Source organism: Marasmitruncus massiliensis (assembly GCF_900186535.1).
GTDB lineage: Bacteria > Bacillota > Clostridia > Oscillospirales > Ruminococcaceae > Anaerotruncus > Anaerotruncus massiliensis_A.
Map to the genome: position 1 here is coordinate 79346 of NZ_FYDE01000005.1, position 16725 is coordinate 96070.

At 53.5% G+C, this 16725-nt stretch carries 14 protein-coding genes; all 14 read right to left on the minus strand.

The window, feature by feature from the left end; all coding sequences use genetic code 11:
- Complete coding sequence (locus tag C1A10_RS08435) at positions 1 to 1158, minus strand: aminotransferase class V-fold PLP-dependent enzyme (protein WP_101909865.1); 1158 nt, start codon at positions 1156 to 1158, stop codon at positions 1 to 3.
- A 189-nt stretch (positions 1159 to 1347) separates the two neighbouring features.
- Positions 1348 to 1716 (minus strand): hypothetical protein, encoded by a 369-nt coding sequence (locus tag C1A10_RS08440; RefSeq protein WP_101909866.1) that lies wholly within the window; start codon positions 1714 to 1716, stop codon positions 1348 to 1350.
- Between the two features lie 27 nt (positions 1717 to 1743).
- Positions 1744 to 3021, minus strand: a complete 1278-nt coding sequence (locus tag C1A10_RS08445) for a DUF1576 domain-containing protein (RefSeq protein WP_101909867.1) — start codon at positions 3019 to 3021, stop codon at positions 1744 to 1746.
- 123 nt (positions 3022 to 3144) lie between these two features.
- The gene (locus C1A10_RS08450) at positions 3145 to 3582 is read right to left on the minus strand and encodes a TFIIB-type zinc ribbon-containing protein (RefSeq protein WP_101909868.1); all 438 of its coding nucleotides are present in this window, start codon (positions 3580 to 3582) and stop codon (positions 3145 to 3147) included.
- 44 nt (positions 3583 to 3626) lie between these two features.
- On the minus strand, positions 3627 to 4811 hold the full coding sequence (locus C1A10_RS08455; protein WP_101909869.1) for an MFS transporter: 1185 nt from the start codon (positions 4809 to 4811) through the stop codon (positions 3627 to 3629).
- Between the two features lie 128 nt (positions 4812 to 4939).
- On the minus strand, positions 4940 to 6238 hold the full coding sequence (locus C1A10_RS08460; RefSeq protein ID WP_101909870.1) for a TRAP transporter large permease: 1299 nt from the start codon (positions 6236 to 6238) through the stop codon (positions 4940 to 4942).
- On the minus strand, positions 6238 to 6750 hold the full coding sequence (locus C1A10_RS08465; protein ID WP_207654721.1) for a TRAP transporter small permease: 513 nt from the start codon (positions 6748 to 6750) through the stop codon (positions 6238 to 6240). Before C1A10_RS08465 ends, C1A10_RS08460 begins: the two co-directional genes overlap by 1 nt.
- Positions 6751 to 6908: 158 nt before the next feature.
- Complete coding sequence (locus C1A10_RS08470) at positions 6909 to 7985, minus strand: TRAP transporter substrate-binding protein (RefSeq protein ID WP_242968889.1); 1077 nt, start codon at positions 7983 to 7985, stop codon at positions 6909 to 6911.
- A 328-nt stretch (positions 7986 to 8313) separates the two neighbouring features.
- Positions 8314 to 9861: a response regulator transcription factor gene (locus C1A10_RS08475; protein WP_101909871.1), complete on the minus strand. Its 1548-nt coding sequence runs from the start codon at positions 9859 to 9861 to the stop codon at positions 8314 to 8316.
- A gap of 14 nt (positions 9862 to 9875) precedes the next feature.
- Positions 9876 to 11384 carry a sensor histidine kinase gene (locus C1A10_RS08480; RefSeq protein ID WP_101909872.1) on the minus strand — a complete coding sequence of 503 codons (1509 nt, stop codon included), beginning with the start codon at positions 11382 to 11384 and terminating at the stop codon, positions 9876 to 9878.
- A gap of 155 nt (positions 11385 to 11539) precedes the next feature.
- Positions 11540 to 12925 (minus strand): dihydrolipoyl dehydrogenase, encoded by a 1386-nt coding sequence (gene lpdA, locus C1A10_RS08485; protein WP_101909873.1) that lies wholly within the window; start codon positions 12923 to 12925, stop codon positions 11540 to 11542.
- Between the two features lie 12 nt (positions 12926 to 12937).
- The gene (lplA, locus tag C1A10_RS08490; RefSeq protein WP_101909874.1) at positions 12938 to 13930 is read right to left on the minus strand and encodes a lipoate--protein ligase; all 993 of its coding nucleotides are present in this window, start codon (positions 13928 to 13930) and stop codon (positions 12938 to 12940) included.
- A gap of 54 nt (positions 13931 to 13984) precedes the next feature.
- Positions 13985 to 15415, minus strand: a complete 1431-nt coding sequence (gene gcvPB, locus C1A10_RS08495) for an aminomethyl-transferring glycine dehydrogenase subunit GcvPB (RefSeq protein WP_101909875.1) — start codon at positions 15413 to 15415, stop codon at positions 13985 to 13987.
- Positions 15412 to 16725: an aminomethyl-transferring glycine dehydrogenase subunit GcvPA gene (gcvPA, locus tag C1A10_RS08500; RefSeq protein ID WP_101909876.1), complete on the minus strand. Its 1314-nt coding sequence runs from the start codon at positions 16723 to 16725 to the stop codon at positions 15412 to 15414. The genes gcvPB and gcvPA overlap by 4 nt, the downstream gene beginning before the upstream one ends.

Below are 16725 nucleotides of genomic sequence, written 5' to 3' on the forward strand. Positions count from 1 at the left end.
TTACACCTCCTGAGACAAGATGGCCTCGATACAGTCGGCGGCGTAGTCGATCTCTTCCATTGTGTTGGAATATCCAAAGGAAAAGCGCACGGTCCCCTGCGGGAAGGTTCCCAGCGTTTTATGCGCATTGGGCGCGCAGTGCAAACCGCAGCGGGTCATGATGCCGTAACGGCTGTCCAGTTCAAAGGCGATTTCCGCGTTGTCCCGTCCCGGGAAGTCCAGCGAAACTACCGCAGTCTGTTTTGCCGCGTCGCCGGTTCCCGCTACGCGGATATTGCTGCATTCACGCATACGCACAAGGAAACGGGCGGTTAAAACGGTTTCTTTCTGCCGTATGGCCTCGATGCCTGTCTCCTCCAGATAACGTAAAGCGGCGTTCAGTCCATAAATGCCCGGCAGATTGGGGGTTCCCGCCTCGAACCGATCGGGCAGAAGCTCCGGAACTGTTTCAAGATGAGAAAAACTGCCTGTCCCGCCCGCTATCAGCGGGATCATTTGAGCCGCCAGCGCGTCCGTCACCAGAAAGCCGCCGATTCCCTGCGGGCCCAGCAGGCCTTTGTGGCCGGTGAATGCCAGCGCGTCAATCCCCATCTCCTGCATATCAATCGGTTCGGTGCCGCCGGTCTGAGCACAGTCCACAATGAACAACAGCCCGTGTTTCTTACAGAACGTGCCAACCCTGACAATCGGCAGAACCGTGCCGCAGACATTTGACGCGTGCGTCATGACGACTGCTTTTGTATTTGGACGCAGCAGGGGAAGAATCGCGTCAAAGTCCAGTTCCCCCGTGCCGCCGCATGGTATCCTGTCGAAGGATACCCCGCATGCTTCCAGCTGCACCAGCGGCCGCATGACTGCGTTGTGCTCCATGGAACTGGTGAGCACATGATCCCCTGAACGCAGAGCCCCTTTTAAAATCATATTCAGCGAAGCGGTCACCGACGATGTAAAGATCACGTTTTGCGGCTTAGGAAAATGAAACAGGGAGCAAATCCGTTCTCTGGTATCCAAAACCAGTTCAGCGGCGCTGTAGGCGCCCGCATAGCCGCCGCGGTTGACATTGCAGCCCACCTGCTCCACATAATACAGCATCTGCTTTCCAACTTCCGGCGGCTTCGGGAAAGAGGTTGCCGCATGATCCATGTAAACACTTCTCAAAATTCCACCCGCTTTATCAGAGATGCTTTTATTTTACTATGAGCGGTAAAAATAAGCTATCGTTATCAGAATTTTCTATCAATGCAGTGTTGTTATTCAAAATTGCCCCGGGCCGTATGCAACGAAAGACTGCGCGGGCGGCGCATGCCCGCCCGCGCAGTCCCTTCACACAATCATCCGGTCAAACACTTACCCGGCATGCTCCGCCTTTTTAAAGATTGTAAGCTCCACTGTATTACCATCCACCTGAATATCGGCATGGTCGATCATATGCCCGATCAGCGAAAGCTCGGAATCCTGCCCAAGGCTGCTTACACCGGCGAGCTGCCAGAAAAACTCTTCCATTCCTTCGTTACGTTCAGTGATATTCAGAAATTTATAAAGATCGTGCACCTGTTTCCGCGCATCAGCATCCGGAGAATAATTGCTTTTCAGATAAAGTGTATATCCTTCGCTCTGCTTTTTTAAATTCATTTCGATCCCGTCGGAACCGATACTGAAAAAGAAACAGACAAGCTCGTCTATAATCTTTGACATTTTTTTAGCAATCGTGTTCATATCATCCAACTACCTCTCTGCCGGTGATTATTCCGGCGCTTCCCTTTTCAGAGCCTCAATCAATGGGATTACCACAATACAGATCAGCCCGGCCGCAAACCCATTGTTATATAGGTTCAGCCCCGCGTGCAGGATACCGACGTTTAAAACGACGGAAGCGTGGATTGCTCCGGTAAGAATCCCCCACTTCCATCCAAACTGTCCGGCAACCGGGGCCAGTCCGGTCGCAAACAGCGCCGCCAGCAATACATTCGGGTCACTCAGATTCCAGACCATCGGGAAGGAACTGAGCACTACGCCCAGCACTACCGGCACACAGTTGCGCAGATGCTTGCCGAATGCGCCGAACCCACAGATGGCAAGAATCCCCCCAACCGTAGGGCCGTTGAGTGCGCCTCCTACAACAAGCACATACAGAGTCGATGCGGCCCCCATGATTCCCATATTGATCATGGTAACCGGGTAACCGTCCAACAATACGAAATCCGCCACCGAGCGGCCGGAATGCCGAAAAATCCTGATCGTTCCGCGGAAGCTGAAACCATTATAACAAAAGCCTGTGAAAATGAAACCCCCAAACAGCAAAAAAAGAAAAACAGAGAGCAGAAGGTTATTTCCCGTGCTCCATTCAAATCTGGAGGAAAATGTATATCCAAAGGATTTCGCCACAGAAGCAAGCACCATGCCGATCAGTCCGGCGGTGAACCCAACATTATACAAATTGTAGCCCTGATGGACGCGAAGGGTATAAGACGCAATCGGCGGCAGGATAAACCCGATCAGGATGCCAACCCCTACGACCAGCGCAAGCCGGACTGCCGGATGCTCTTCCCCCGCAATCGCGGTCATTTCCGTTACCATGGGCGCGAGCGCTGTACCAAACAGCGACATATGAACATATTTCGAAAATTTTTCTTTTTTATACACCGAGTATAAGAATCCGCCCATAATGATGGGAAAAATATTACCGATATCCTTTCCGAACAGGGCAAATCCCGCCATTAAAAAAACACACGCTACCGAAATACCGGTGAAGGAAAGCTTCACCAGCCTCAGCAGCGCGATAGAGATCAGCGTTACAAGCCCTGCGTTTACAAACGCACCGCTCATGCCGCCTACCATAATAGAATCCGTGATCAGCCCCGCGGGTGTTCGGACAATGCGAATGATCCCCGAAACAATCTCTCCGGGCGACCCGGTTAAAAAACCAAATCCAATCAGCAACAGTGAAAACGCAATCATCGTGGTGACAATAAAATCGCCGGGTTTTTGCTCGTCATAGCGCAGATAAGATTTTATTTTCATACAATACCCCTTGCTTAGTTTTGCAGATCGCAGACTGCACTTGCACACGCCGGAAGCTATAGGGATGACCGAGATGTCCCCATAAAAGGGACAAAGCAGCGTGGCAGATTAAATCAGACGGAATCAGGTTTTTTTAACAAACTGTTGGTGGCACTTGGGGCAGGTGATCATAATTTTCCCCCTGCCTTTCGGGACACGCAGCCCCTGTCCGCAGTTTTTACATTTAAAATGCCGGTGTGTCAGGCTGTCCTGATACCGGTCATGGAGACCGGACAGTTTCCGGCGGATAGGGTCCCACCACTGCAAAAAGCGCTGATTTTCGGCCCATCGGCGGCTGGTATCGCGCGAAAAGATTCTCAGATAGCACAAAACCAAGACAGCAAAAGCCAGCACGGAAAAAAGATCCCAGCGGGTTGCCCGCGCCAGCAGCATCAGCAAAAGTGACACGCCCATCATGCCGAATGAAAGTGCGTCCGTTCCATAGCGTCCCACCATAATCCGTCTGAACCAGTTCATCACAAACTCCTCTTTCCAAGTGTCCTGCTTTTTCACATCAATCATACCATAATCCTATGCGAAAGGCATGAACCATTTGTGAATTCTCGCTAAATCCCGCTGCGTTTATAAGTAATGTGGTTGACAACGGCAAGAACCAGCATTGCCGCAAGCGCAATACTGATCGCGCCCATCCCGGCTTCAATGGTGCTTCTCTGCGCAATGGCGCCCACAAGCATCGGCATGACGATACCGCCCAGCGTCGCAAGGGAAATACAGGTGCCCACCGCGGCGGTAGACGAAGTATACCGGGGATCCATGCAGGAGAAGGTCGTGGAATAAATACCAGCCATCGAAATGCCAAGCCCCATTAGGCAGGGAAAGATGACCCGGATATCCCTGGTAGATATCATTGCCACATAAAAAACAGTCACGGCAATCGACATGCAAATAATCAGGCTGCTTTTTCGCACCCTGCCCGAAAAATACGCGCACAGCAGCCGCCCTGCCAAAATCATGATCCACAGGATGGCTGAGGTGCTTTGTGCAAGCGCAGTTCCCATAATCCCGCTGTCTTTGAAATAGCTTACCAGCCAGCCTACAATAGTAGCTTCCGCACACAGGTAGAAAAACAGAATTGCCGTTACATTCCAAAACCGGAAAGAACGCAGGAAACCGGCAGCGCCGCCCGCCGCTTCCTTCGAACCCGGCATATTGGAAAGAGAGGAACGTCCAAACATGACCAATGAGATCAGTGAAAACAGCGCGACAATCCAAGCGGCAAACCGCCATGAGCCGTGCAGCGCAGTGGTAATAAACATCGCGATAAACGGCGCCATGAACGCGCCTACCGCGAAGGTTGCGTGCAGTACGTTGAGTGATTTTGTTTTATCTGTCGTGATCTCCGATACAACCGCATTCGCGATGTTGCTCATCGTTCCGCGTCCAACGCCGGTCGCCGCAAAGGCAACCAGAAGCATCACAGGATTTCCGGTGAGTGTCATCAGCACCATCCCGACCAGAATGCCGGCACCCAGGGAAATGGTTGATTTTTTCCGTCCGATGGCATACGGCAAAAACCCCGAAACAAAGCAGGCAAGCAGATTCCCGGCCTGGTGCGCGGAAATGGCCATCCCTCCTACCGTATAGCTCAGCTGATATTCTGCCGTCATAAGCGGCAGAATCGAGCCGATCATGGTACTCATCATCCCGTTGGCAAAAAAAGCGAAGAAAACAATTGCTAAAAGCTGAGGGTCTTTGGACAGTTTCTGAAGTCCCTGCACAATTTTTGTCATGTCAGTCCTCTTTCCGATTTGTTTCACAGAAGAAACGGGATGCCCGCGGGCACCCCGTTTCTCCACCCGCATAAGCGGGAACTAAAAATTACTATATCATACTGCCCGCAGAACGTCAACCGCCCCGTTCAGGCAGGCATAATCAGCTGGGGAATGAAGAGCGAGAGCTGTGGAACGAACGTGACCAGCAGCAGCACAATAATCATGCCCGCATACATCGGAAGCAGCGCCTTGGTCACCTTTTCCATAGGCAGCTTTCCGATTGCGCAGCCCACAAAAAGCGCGGAACCGACAGGCGGGGTGCATAACCCGATTGCCAGATTCAGGATCAGCATGCAGCCGAACTGTACCGGATCCATACCAAAAGTCTGCACTACAGGCAGCAAAATCGGAGTACAGATCAGGATGAGCGGAGCCATGTCCATAATGCACCCTAAAGCCAGCAGCATCAGGTTGATCAGCAGGAACACAACCACCTTACTGGTGCTGACCGAAATCAGCGCATTGGTCACCAAAGTCGGGACTTTCAGATAGGCAAGCAGCCAGCCAAACGCGCCCGCCGCGGCAATCAGGCTGAAAACCATTGCCAGTGTTTTTACCGTATTCATCAGAATACGGGACATCATCTTGATTTTTAATTCTTTGTAGACAAACACCGAAATCAGGAACGCATAAATCGCTGCAATAGCCGCGGATTCCGTTGCCGTAAAAATACCGGCCGAAACGCCGAACATGATGATTACGGCGGTGAAAAGCGCCAGAATTGCGTCTTTTGTAATTCGGAGCGCCTCCTTGAGCGATATTTTCTCTCCTTTTGGATACTGCCTCTTTACAGAAATAATGCCGCAGACCAACATCAGAGAGACACCCAGCAATACACCCGGCACGAAGCCTCCCAGAAACAGGCGGCCTACCGACACGCCGCCCGCAGCCAGTGAATACATAATCATATTATGAGACGGCGGAATCAGCACACCCTGACAAGCACTTGTCACGGTTACGCCGATGGAGAAGTCCCTGTCATAGCCGGCATCCACCATCATCGGGATTTCAATGGTTCCCAAGGAAGAAACATCTGCCACTGCGGAACCGGAAATCCCGCCGAAAAACATGGATGCCAAGATATTGACATGCGCAAGGCCGCCCCGCAGCCGTCCCACACAGACATTGGCAAACTGTAACATGCGGTCGGATATGCCGCCTGCCCCCATAATTTCACCCGCGAGAATGAAAAAAGGGATCGCCATCAGCGAAAAGCTGTTGATGGCTTTGGCCATCTGCTGCACCATCGCCATCAGCGGGATGCCGAGGTACAACATCGTCAGCGATGTGGATGCCGCAAGCGCAAAAGTGATCGGCATTTTGCAGATGACGAAAATAAAAAAACTGCCAAGTAAAATTGCAATCGCCAGATTCATATCAGCCATTACTCGTCTCCTCCTTCAATCTTCCGGTGACGGAATTGATCGAGTTTAAAGAAATCCAAGATCGTAAAATAACAGATAAAAAGGCCGCCGACAGGCATCATCAGGTAAAGCGTGCTGGCGGGCCACTTCGTCGCCGGCAGCGTGGAAGTCGATGTGCTGTTGATCAGCTTAATGCCATAATTGATTAAAACGACTCCGAAAGCGAAGATTACCCCAAAGTTAATCTTCTCTAAAATCCATCTGAGTGTTTTGGGAAACATATCATAAAACATTGTTATGGCAATGTGAAGCTTTTTTTCCACACCGATTGCCATAGAGATAAATGCCATCCAGACCATCAGCAACAGCGCGACCTCTTCCGACCAACGGATAGACGTGCCCAAAAATTTTCTTGAGATGACCTGTGCACTTACAATAAACACGATAACCAACAGCACAAGTTTAGAGTATTCGAGCAAAATGCGATAGATCATATCAAAAGCCGTCGTTACGGCATTGATCAGTTTCTTCAAATCCGTTCCCCTCCTTTGTTTTTATCTGCCCGGTAAAGGCGCACTTTTTGTCCGCGCGGCCGTTTGATCCGGGCCAAAGAAAATGCCATCCATTCCCCGGGGCAGAAAGCAAGCCGCCCGCCAGGGGCGGCTTGCACCGTTTCAGCATCTCTGAAAATTTATTTTGTTTCGATAATCTTATTTACGATATCCATATAATCCGCTGCAAATTTCTCATAAAGAGGTTTGCAGGCATCCTGGAATTTCTGCTTTTCTTCGGGAGACAGTTCAGTAATAATACTGCCGCCGGCTTTCACCTTTTCTTCAGAAGTCTTTTCACGCTCTGCCCACAGTTCACGCTCAACCTTGGCGGATTCCTCTGCGCATTCACGGATGATCTGCTGGTCTTCGGGCGAGAGCTTATCCATGGTCATTTTGGAAATGATCTGAAGCTCAGGAACACGGGTATGCTCGTCAATGCTGAAGTATTTGGCAACCTCGTAATGAGAAGTGGACTCATAGGAAGGCCAGTTATTTTCCGCGCCGTCGATGGTACCGGTCTGCAGTGCGGAATACACTTCACCATAGGCCATCGGGGTGGGGTTCGCGCCAAGGGCGGAAATCATGTCCATCATCATTTCATTTTCCTGAACACGGATGTTTAAGCCCTTCATGTCTTCAAAGGTTTTGACTTCCCTCTTGGAATTGTAGAAATTGCGTGCGCCCGCATCATACCAGGAAAGGCCAATCAGTCCGGATTCCCCCAGGCCGTCTTTGAATTCATCGCCGATCGGGCCTTCCAGAACCTTCCACATATGCGCTCCGTCACGATAAAGGAACGGAAGCTGAAGCACGTTGAGCTGTGGGGCGAATTCCGCCAGAGGAGACAGGCTTACACGCGCAAAATCGATCGCGCCGAACTGCATTTGCTCCATAACAGATTTCTCATCACCCAGCTGAGCGCCATAATAGATCTCAATTTTAATTCTTCCATTGGTCTTTTGCTCGACAAGTTCCGCAAATTTATAGGCGCCCTGCGTGGTCGGGTAGTCCTGAGGCTGGTTCTCGGCATATCTGAATACAAACTCAGGCTCTGCTGCCGCAGCCTGCGACGAGGACGCGGCTTCCGAGGAAGCGGCCTGGGACGAAGGGGCCTCGCTGGAAGCTGGCTGAGAGGACGCAGCGCCGGAACCTCCGCAGGCGGCCATAGATGCAGCCATCATTGCTGCCACAAAACCGGTAAGAAGCTTTTTCATTCTTTTTCTCCTCCATACAATTGATTTTACTTGGCTTTCTTTGCCTTTTAAAAACATTATACCGTACACCTTTCATTCATGAAATCGTAAATTATTGCGAATCCTAGCATTTTTTTAACTAGTTTATGAAGAAAGTTTGAACATTTTCTATTCTCTTATGCGGTATGATTACAACAATCAACATGCAATTAGCACAAATTTCATCTCTTGTTTTCCGTTTTTTTATATTTAATTTCTATTTTGACTAGATTTTTAATTGCTATTTATCAGATTTGTATAATTCACAATGACAAAAAATTCCCCGGACAAAACCTGTCCGGGGAAACAGTCAGCTGATCGTATCCGGCAGCGCACTCGCACGGTATTCCGAAGGGTTTTTTCCGGTTGCGCGCCGAAAGACTTTTGTAAAATAATTGGAATCCTGATATCCGACCTGTGCTCCGATTTCCTTGATATTTACAGTCGGGTTGCGCAGCAATCCCTTTGCCGCCTCCACCCTGGTCTCGGTCAGGTAGGTGATGAAATTCTTATGAAAGCACTGTTTGAACAATTTACTGAAATAAGCGTCCGAGTAATTCATTTCCCGCGCTACCTGCTGCAAAAAGATATCTCTCTGATAATTCCTGCCGATGTAATCTGCAATTTCCTGCATGATTTGTGTCATACGGGAACCCCTTGTCCCATTTACTTCCGCGGTAAGTTCCCGAAGGACCGCACTGGCCGCTGTTCCCAACTCCTCAATCCTTTCCAGGCAGGAAAATCGTTCATGCAGATTCATCAGATTCCTGTAATCGACTCCCGTTTCTTCCTGAATTCGGTTCAGCACGCCGCCAAGCCTTTTTTCCACTTTTTCGAGGATAGACTGATATTCCAGCTGCTGTGCGCAGAGGCCCTCCACCGCCATGCTCATCATTTTCGCGGCTTCTTCGGTGTTTCCTTCCATCACACAGCGTGAAACGGCGCTTTCAAAATCAGTCCGTTCATGCTGTTCTTCCAGAATGTCCTGGGTATCGCAGACACGGTGATTCGGTGTACAGTGTGCCAGAGCGGCCTGCGCCTGATAGTAAGAATTCTGCGCGTCCTCCAACCGGTCAAAACAGCCGCCGATCGCACAGAACAGGCTTTTCCTCCCAACTTTCGCAGCCCAGTCGGACAGGCTTTCCATACTGCTTTTCAGAAGCCTCGCACAGTCCCCGCCATTGGAACTGATCGCAAATAAATACAGCCTGTCATCATATTCATAAGGGATCAGGCTGATTCCCTCCGGCCAACGGGACCCCTTCACTTCTTCGCGGATACGTTCCGTACTCACTCCATCCGGGCTGCGTATAATCGCAAACGCGCCGCTGCAAAACCGGATGCTGAGTTCCTCCAGCTGGCTTTGCACCCGTTCCGGCCGCAGGTAGCCCCCCATAACGGTCAGCACCAGCTGTTCCTCAAGCCACTGCGTCAGATTTTCAATTTTCCGGCTGGAAAGCCGGTTCACCTGTTCTTTTTCCCGCTGTGCATCAATTTGGGTAATCACCCGGCTGACCACACCCTGCAGGTCCCTGTCGGAACAGGGCTTCAGCAGATAATTCACCGCCCCGAGCTCGACGGCCTGACGGGCATAACCGAACTCGCTGTAGGCGGACAGAAACACAATCCGGCAGTCCGGAAGCTCGGCACGGATATGGCGCGCCGCCTCAATTCCGCCCATACCAGGCATCTCAATATCCAGTATGGCAAGGTCCGCATGAATCCGCCGGGCGGCGGTAAGGGCTTCCCGCCCGTTGGACGCCTGTATAATGCGGGCATCGTCCAGGAATTCGCTCAGCACCTTCTGCAGCGCCTCACATTCCAGCTGTTCGTCGTCCGCCACCACAATTCGATACATTTGCGCTCCTCCTCTTACTGTTCTTCCCGGCTGATCGGAAGTGTAATACGGACTGCCGTTCCAAGCCCTACCCGGCTGAAGATGCGAAACCTGCTGTTCGGATAAAGCAGCTCCATGCGTGTTTTCACATTTCCAAGTCCAATTCCCGACAAGTGCCCCTTGTGCTGCGCCGTATCATCCAGCAGATCCCGCAGACGGCCGGGGAGCATGCCGCCGCCGCTGTCCGTAACCGAAAGCGTTACTTCGCCGCAGCGTTTTTTGATCCGGATGCGTATCTGGCCGCCGCCTTCCTTGGGGGCCACGCCGTGAATTACCGCATTTTCCACCAGCGGCTGCAGCGTAAAGGTCGGGACCATGATTTCGTCCGAATTGACGCGGCAGTCGAGTTCAAAAACGATATGCGCCCCGAACCGCATATGCTGAATGTAAATATAGTCCCGGATAATGTTGAGTTCCCGGGTCAGCGGCACCCGCTCGCTTGCCGTCTGCAGGTTGTAGCGGAACAGGTTGGCCAGCCGCAGAATGAGTTCCCCGGTATCGCGTGCGGATTCGATCTTCGCCGTGCGCGAAATGATATTCAGTGTGTTAAACAGAAAATGCGGGTTAATCTGGCTTTGCAGCAGGGACATCTGCATGGTCTTGAGCATCTTTTCCGTGTTGATGCGCGCCAGTTCTTCCTGATGAAAGCGGTTTTCCATCTCGCTTTTTTCCTGCAAAGTGGCGATCGAATGGGCGGTCGCATGTTTCATGATATTGAAAACAGTAACCAGCTCCCCGATTTCATCGCGGTTGGATACCTGAACATCCGGGCCTGACAGCTTGTTGGCGGCAATTTCCCGCGAAGCATCCGCAAGCTTGAGCACCGGATTGATAATATGGTGGACAGTGATGCTGCACAGTACGATCGCAAACAGAATGATAACCGCAGCCATGACAATGGCCAGAAAAGGCAGGATACGGAACACCCGCACCTTATTATAGTAGTCTTCATTGCCTTCCGCCAGAGTCGCCTGCATCAGCTGTTTGATATAACTGTCAATATAGCTTCCTGTCTTTAACGTAGTGTAATATTCTTTGATGAACGTATCGCTTTCCTGCGGCAGCCGCAGCGACTTGTCGCAGCGGCTCATATAGGCCTCATGAGAAATACGGATGGCCTGGGTCAACAGGTAACGGCTGATGCCGGTATCCCGATAACTGAAACGCAGACGGGATACATCCTCCTTCGCTGCCTTCCGGGCCGCCTCATAGCCGGCGTACAAGTCATCGCTTCTGTCATTTGCGTATACCCTGTATGCCTCCTGCTCTTTTTCAAAGCTGATCAGCGCAGCATTGACGGAATAGCTGTCCCCCAGAACAATATTGAAATCCCGCAGATAAATATTGAGCATGCCGATACAGGAAAATGTGATAAACAGCACCATAAAAATGACAAGCGCAATAAAAAAAAGCATCTTTCTGCGAATGGAAACGGATAGCCACCAATCTCTGAAAAAGTGCCTGTTCAGTCGCAGTAGTTTCATCGGCAGAACGCTCCTTTATTCTCCGGAAATTTCTATTTTTTTGGGTATATTTTAATTATATCACATTTTTCGTCCCTTCCACAATTTCTACATAAGATTTCCACAAACAAAGAGCGCCCGTCTGTGACACAGACGGGCGCCGCATATGATTTGTCTTAACGTTTGGGCGCTACATGAACCGCCCGGCCGCCGAGGTCTTCCGCCGCTTCCCAAATTGCTTCGCTGAAGGTCGGATGCGGATAGATTGCCGATACAAGCTGTTCGGCGGTCATCCGGTTGACAATCGCGGCCGAAATGCCCGCAATCATGTCGGTGGCGCGGCTGCACATCAGCTGTGCGCCTAAAAGCACGCCTGTCTGGGCATGGCAAACAAGTTTGACAAATCCCCTGTCCGCAAGTTCGATCATCGATTTTCCATTTGCGGACATCAGGAATTTTCCGGTTTTAACAGGAATGCCCGCCGCTTTTGCTTCCTCCGCAGTGATTCCGGCGCAGGCAATTTCCGGGTCGGTATAGATACAGGCGGGCACAATGGAAAGATCGGCGGACGGCGCCTGACCGCACATGTGCGCAACAGCGGAAAGCCCCTGCGCGGTTGCGGCATGAGCCAGCCGGACGCCGCCCTTGATCACATCCCCTACGGCATAAATCCCTTTCACACAGGTTTCAAAATTGGCGTCCACGGGGATTTCGCCCCGGTCAAGGTGCAGGTCAACTCCGTCGAGCAGGTGTTCCGTATTGGCGACGCGACCGATACTGACCAGCACCCTGTCCGCTTCAACTGTCTGCTGAGCCTCTTTCACCGTATAGGTGCAGCAGAGGGAATCTTCTTTGGTGACCTCCTGTACATGCGCGCCGGTCATGATTTTGACTCCACGCTTTTTCAGAATCATCGTGAGGTTCTGGGAAATCTCCCGGTCCATGCCAGGCAAAATCCGTTCCATCGCCTCAAGAATCGTGACCTCACAGCCAAGCGCCTGATAGATTGTAGCAAACTCGACGCCGATAACGCCGCCTCCGATGATGGTCAGCCGACCGACAGGGGTCCCTGCCTCCGCAAGGAGCTCATCGCTGGTCACAACCCCCGGAAGGTCCAGACCCGGTATCGGCAGCCGGGCCGGTTTGGAACCGGCCGCAATCAGCAGATGGTCCGCGGTCAGCCTTCTGCCTTCTACGGAAACCGTTCCCTGACCGGAAATCAGGGCCGTGCCGTGAATCAGCTCAATCTTGTTCGCTTTCAATAACGCTTCGATTCCCCCGCGAAGCTGCGTGACCACTTCATCCTTACGGGCATAAATCCGCTCTATGTCCACGGATACTCCGTCGACGCGGATACCAAACGTGCCGCACCGGTTCAGTTCCCGCAGCAGATTTGCCGTATGCAAGAAAGTCTTGGTGGGAATACAGCCGCGGTTCAGGCAGGTCCCTCCCAGCTCCCGGTTTTCGACCAGCGCAACCCGCATGCCGAGCTGTGCTGCCCTGATTGCCGCTGTGTAACCGCCCGGCCCCGCGCCGATGATAATCAGTTGGTAATCAGCCATTGTTCCCCCTCCTTAAATTTCATGCAGCAGCGACGCGATGTCCTCCGCCATTTGTTCGCTTAGCGTACCCGGCATTCCCAGGCGCAGAACAACCTCCCGCATGGCTTTTGATGAAAACTCCGTGCCCTCCAGCACCGCGGGCAAAGCGGAGATAAACTGCTCCTCCATTGCGTCCGAGAAAGCGGCGGCCTGAATCACTTTGCCGCTTTCTACCTGAAGGCGCAGGACAAGGTCCCCCCAGCCGAACCTTCCGGAAAACTCGGCGGTAAACGGAATCGGCCGGCCGAAAATCCATTCCTGCGAGGAAAATTTCTTTTCCCATTCCAGCAGGCGGTCTTCGGGAATCCTTTCCGGCGGCAGTTCTGAGGGCTCGAGCCCATAAACCTCCCCGAAAGCCCGTATCAGGGCTTTTTGCATCCTGTCGGGTGTTATCTCCGGGCAGAATTCCGTCAGGTTGGCGACGCGGGACTGCACCGACGCGACCCCCTTGGACTGGAGCTTTGCGGCGGAAACGTTCAGATATTTGGACAGTTCTTCCCTGTTGACCTGAATCAGCAGGGTACCGTGATGGTAGCAGTGGCCCCCTGAACGGTAAAAGGCGTTTCCGGAAAACTTGCGGCCCTGCGCAGTCAGGTCGTTGCGGCCGGATTTTTCCGCGGGAATCCCGAAGCTCTGTACAGCTTTCAGGATTACTTCAAGCTGCCTGCCGACATCGTAATCCTCCTGCCGCACCAGAAACGTGAAGTTCAGGTTCCCCAGATCGTGGAATACCGCGCCGCCGCCGGACAGCCTGCGTACCACAAAGCCCCCATCGGCCTGAAGCGCTTCCACCCGGCATTCCTGCCAGCAGTTCTGGTTCCTCCCGACCACCACCGTGCGGCGGTTTTGCCAGAGATAAAGGATACATTCCCCCGGCCCCGCCTGTTCCAGCAGGCAGGCTTCCAGCGCAAGGTTCCGATAGGGGTATGTGCCGGGGGCGGTTACGGTCCGGATATGGTCGATCATGAAAGTCCTCCTGTAATCGGCATGCCGCCCCGCCGAGGCAGGGCGGCATACTTGTTAAAATTGATAGCGCAGGCGCGGATTACGCGCGGCCGCCACCTCGTCCGGACGGCGCACAGGCGCGGTCGTCGGGGCGTCATGCAGCGACTGCGGGTCGCGCAGCGCCTGCTCATAAACACTGCGGAAGATTTCCGCCGCCGCGTCCAGCGTTTCCCTGGATTCGGTTTCGGTGGGCTCCACCATCAGCGCTTCGTGTACGATCAGCGGGAAATACATCGTCGGCGGATGGATTCCGTGGTCAAGCAGCGTCTTGGCAACATCCAGCGCGGAAACATCCTGCTCCTTTTTGAGCTTTTCGAGCGTCAGCACAAACTCGTGCATACAGATACCGTCGAAGGCAACCTCATACGTGTCTTTCAGCTTCTCCCTGAGGTAATTGGCGTTCAGGACGGCGTTCTGCGCCGCCTCGCGCACGCCGTCGCCCCCCAGCGTAAACAGATAGGCCAGCGCGCGCACCACCACAAGGAAGTTGCCGTAAAAGGCTTTCACACTGCCCACAGACTGCGCGGGCTGTACGAACGCGTAGCCGTCTCCGGCTTTTTTCGCGTAATAGAGGGGCAGGAAGTCCGCCAGCAACTGTTTGCAGCCGACCGGGCCGGAACCGGGGCCGCCGCCGCCATGCGGCGTGGAGAAGGTCTTGTGCAGATTGAGATGGATCACGTCAAACCCCATGTCGCCCGGCCGGACCACCCCCATAACCGCGTTCAGGTTCGCGCCGTCATAGTAGTTGAGCCCTCCGGCGTCATGAACGATTTTTGTAATTTCTAGAATAGCTTCATCAAAGATCCCGACGGTGTTGGGATTGGTAAGCATCAGGCCCGCGGTATCCGGGCCGACAGCCGCGCGGAGCTTCTCCAGATCCACACAGCCCTTGTCATTGGACGGAACGTTGACCACTGTGAAGCCGGCCATTGCCGCCGAAGCGGGGTTGGTACCGTGCGCCGCGTCCGGTACGATGATTTTCGTTCGTCCGGTATCGCCGCGTGACTGATGATAAGCCTTAATCAGCAGCAGACCGGTAAGTTCCCCGTGCGCGCCCGCCGCCGGCTGAAATGTCATAGCGTCCATGCCAGTGATTTCACAAAGGTACTGTTCGGCGGTGGCAAGCACCTCCAGGCATCCCTGCACGGTATGTGCGGGCTGGAGCGGATGGATTCCCGCAAAGCCCGGAAGGGCTGCCATTTCATCGTTGATTTTGGGATTGTACTTCATCGTGCAGGAGCCAAGCGGATAAAACCCGTTGTTGACCCCGTGCGCGCGCCGTTCAAGCGCGGAATAGTGGCGGCTGATGTCCACCTCCGCCAGCTGCGGCAGGCGCAGTTCCTTTCTGCGCAGCTCGGTTTCCGGCAGGGACGTCACAGGGACGTCGCAGGGGGGAAGAATGGAACAGCCGTGCCCTTCCCGGCTGGTTTCAAAAAGCAGATTCATTTACCGCTCACCTCCTTGAGAAGTTCCGCAAGCCGGTCGATCTGCGCCCTGGTGTTCTTTTCGGTGACGCACCAGAGAATACCGCCCTCTATCGGCAGCCCGCCCAGAATCCCGTATGCCTCCAGCTTTTTAAGCACCGTTTCGGCGTCCACGGGGGAATCGGTTACAAATTCATGAAAAAAATCACCCTGATAGCGAAGCGGGAAACCCGCCCGTTTCAGCGCGGCCGCGGCGTAATGCGCCTTGGAACAGCATTGGGAAGCGGCTTCGCGCAGACCCCGCGCGCCCATCGCCGCCAGATAAACCGAGGCCGTCATCGCGCAGAGCGCCTGATTGGAACAGATATTGGAGGAGGCCTTTTCTCTGCGGATATGCTGCTCGCGCGCCTGCAAGGTCAGGACAAACGCGCGTTCCCCGTCCGTATCTGCGGTTTCCCCCACAATGCGGCCCGGGAGCCTGCGCATCATCGCCTGCGTGCAGGCCATAAAGCCCAGATACGGGCCGCCGAACGAGAGCGGCATCCCAAGCGGCTGGCCCTCGCCGACTGCCACGTCCGCGCCGCATTCCGCGGGCGTTTTCAGCAGAGCGGCGGCAATCGGGTTGATTCCCATCATGTACTTTGCGCCTTTTTGATGAACCAGTTCACCGAGCGCGGCGGCATCTTCAATCAGACCGTAATAGTTGGGCTGCTGCAGATAAAAGCAGGCGCACGAATCGTCCAGCAGAGACACCAGGGCCTCGCTGTCGGTCTTTCCGTCTTTTACCGGCACAAGCACAACTTCGGTTCCTGAAGCTTCGCAGTAGGTCTGCACCGTCCGGATGACCATGGGGTGCGCGGCGGCGGAGACGAGCGTCTTCGTGCGGCGGCGTTCACGGCACATGGCGGCGGCCTCCGCCGCCGCTGACGCGCCGTCATAGACGGATGCGTTGGCCGCGTCCATGCCGGTCAGCTCGCAGATCATCGTCTGAAACTCGAAAATGGACTGCAGGATGCCCTGCGAGATCTCCGCCTGATACGGCGTGTAGGCGGTCAGAAACGTTTCCTTGGAAACAACCGACTTCACGATCGACGGAATGTAGTGGTCATACGCTCCCGCGCCGCGGAAAATAGTCGGAAAGACGCGGTTTTTGCCCGCGATTTCCTCCATCATCCCGCGTACTTCCAACTCGGATTTCCCGTCCGGAAGGTTCACATGGTCAATCTTCATCGAGGCGGGAACAGCGGCGTATAAATCGTCCATCGATGCAAGCCCGATAAAATCGAGCATCTGCCGCCGTTCCTCCTTCGTAGTGGGAACATAGCTTCCCAT

Bases quoted from the DNA above. Each gene is read 5' to 3' on its own strand.
- C1A10_RS08440 (WP_101909866.1), bottom strand. From the start codon at position 1,716: ATGAACACGATTGCTAAAAAAATGTCAAAGATTATAGACGAGCTTGTC.
- C1A10_RS08445 (WP_101909867.1), bottom strand. From the start codon at position 3,021: ATGAAAATAAAATCTTATCTGCGCTATGACGAGCAAAAACCCGGCGAT.
- C1A10_RS08450 (WP_101909868.1), bottom strand. From the start codon at position 3,582: ATGATTGATGTGAAAAAGCAGGACACTTGGAAAGAGGAGTTTGTGATG.
- C1A10_RS08455 (WP_101909869.1), bottom strand. From the start codon at position 4,811: ATGACAAAAATTGTGCAGGGACTTCAGAAACTGTCCAAAGACCCTCAG.
- C1A10_RS08460 (WP_101909870.1), bottom strand. From the start codon at position 6,238: ATGGCTGATATGAATCTGGCGATTGCAATTTTACTTGGCAGTTTTTTT.
- C1A10_RS08470 (WP_242968889.1), bottom strand. From the start codon at position 7,985: ATGAAAAAGCTTCTTACCGGTTTTGTGGCAGCAATGATGGCTGCATCT.
- C1A10_RS08475 (WP_101909871.1), bottom strand. From the start codon at position 9,861: ATGTATCGAATTGTGGTGGCGGACGACGAACAGCTGGAATGTGAGGCG.
- C1A10_RS08480 (WP_101909872.1), bottom strand. From the start codon at position 11,384: ATGAAACTACTGCGACTGAACAGGCACTTTTTCAGAGATTGGTGGCTA.
- lpdA (WP_101909873.1), bottom strand. From the start codon at position 12,925: ATGGCTGATTACCAACTGATTATCATCGGCGCGGGGCCGGGCGGTTAC.
- lplA (WP_101909874.1), bottom strand. From the start codon at position 13,930: ATGATCGACCATATCCGGACCGTAACCGCCCCCGGCACATACCCCTAT.
- gcvPB (WP_101909875.1), bottom strand. From the start codon at position 15,415: ATGAATCTGCTTTTTGAAACCAGCCGGGAAGGGCACGGCTGTTCCATT.
- gcvPA (WP_101909876.1), bottom strand. From the start codon at position 16,725: ATGGGAAGCTATGTTCCCACTACGAAGGAGGAACGGCGGCAGATGCTC.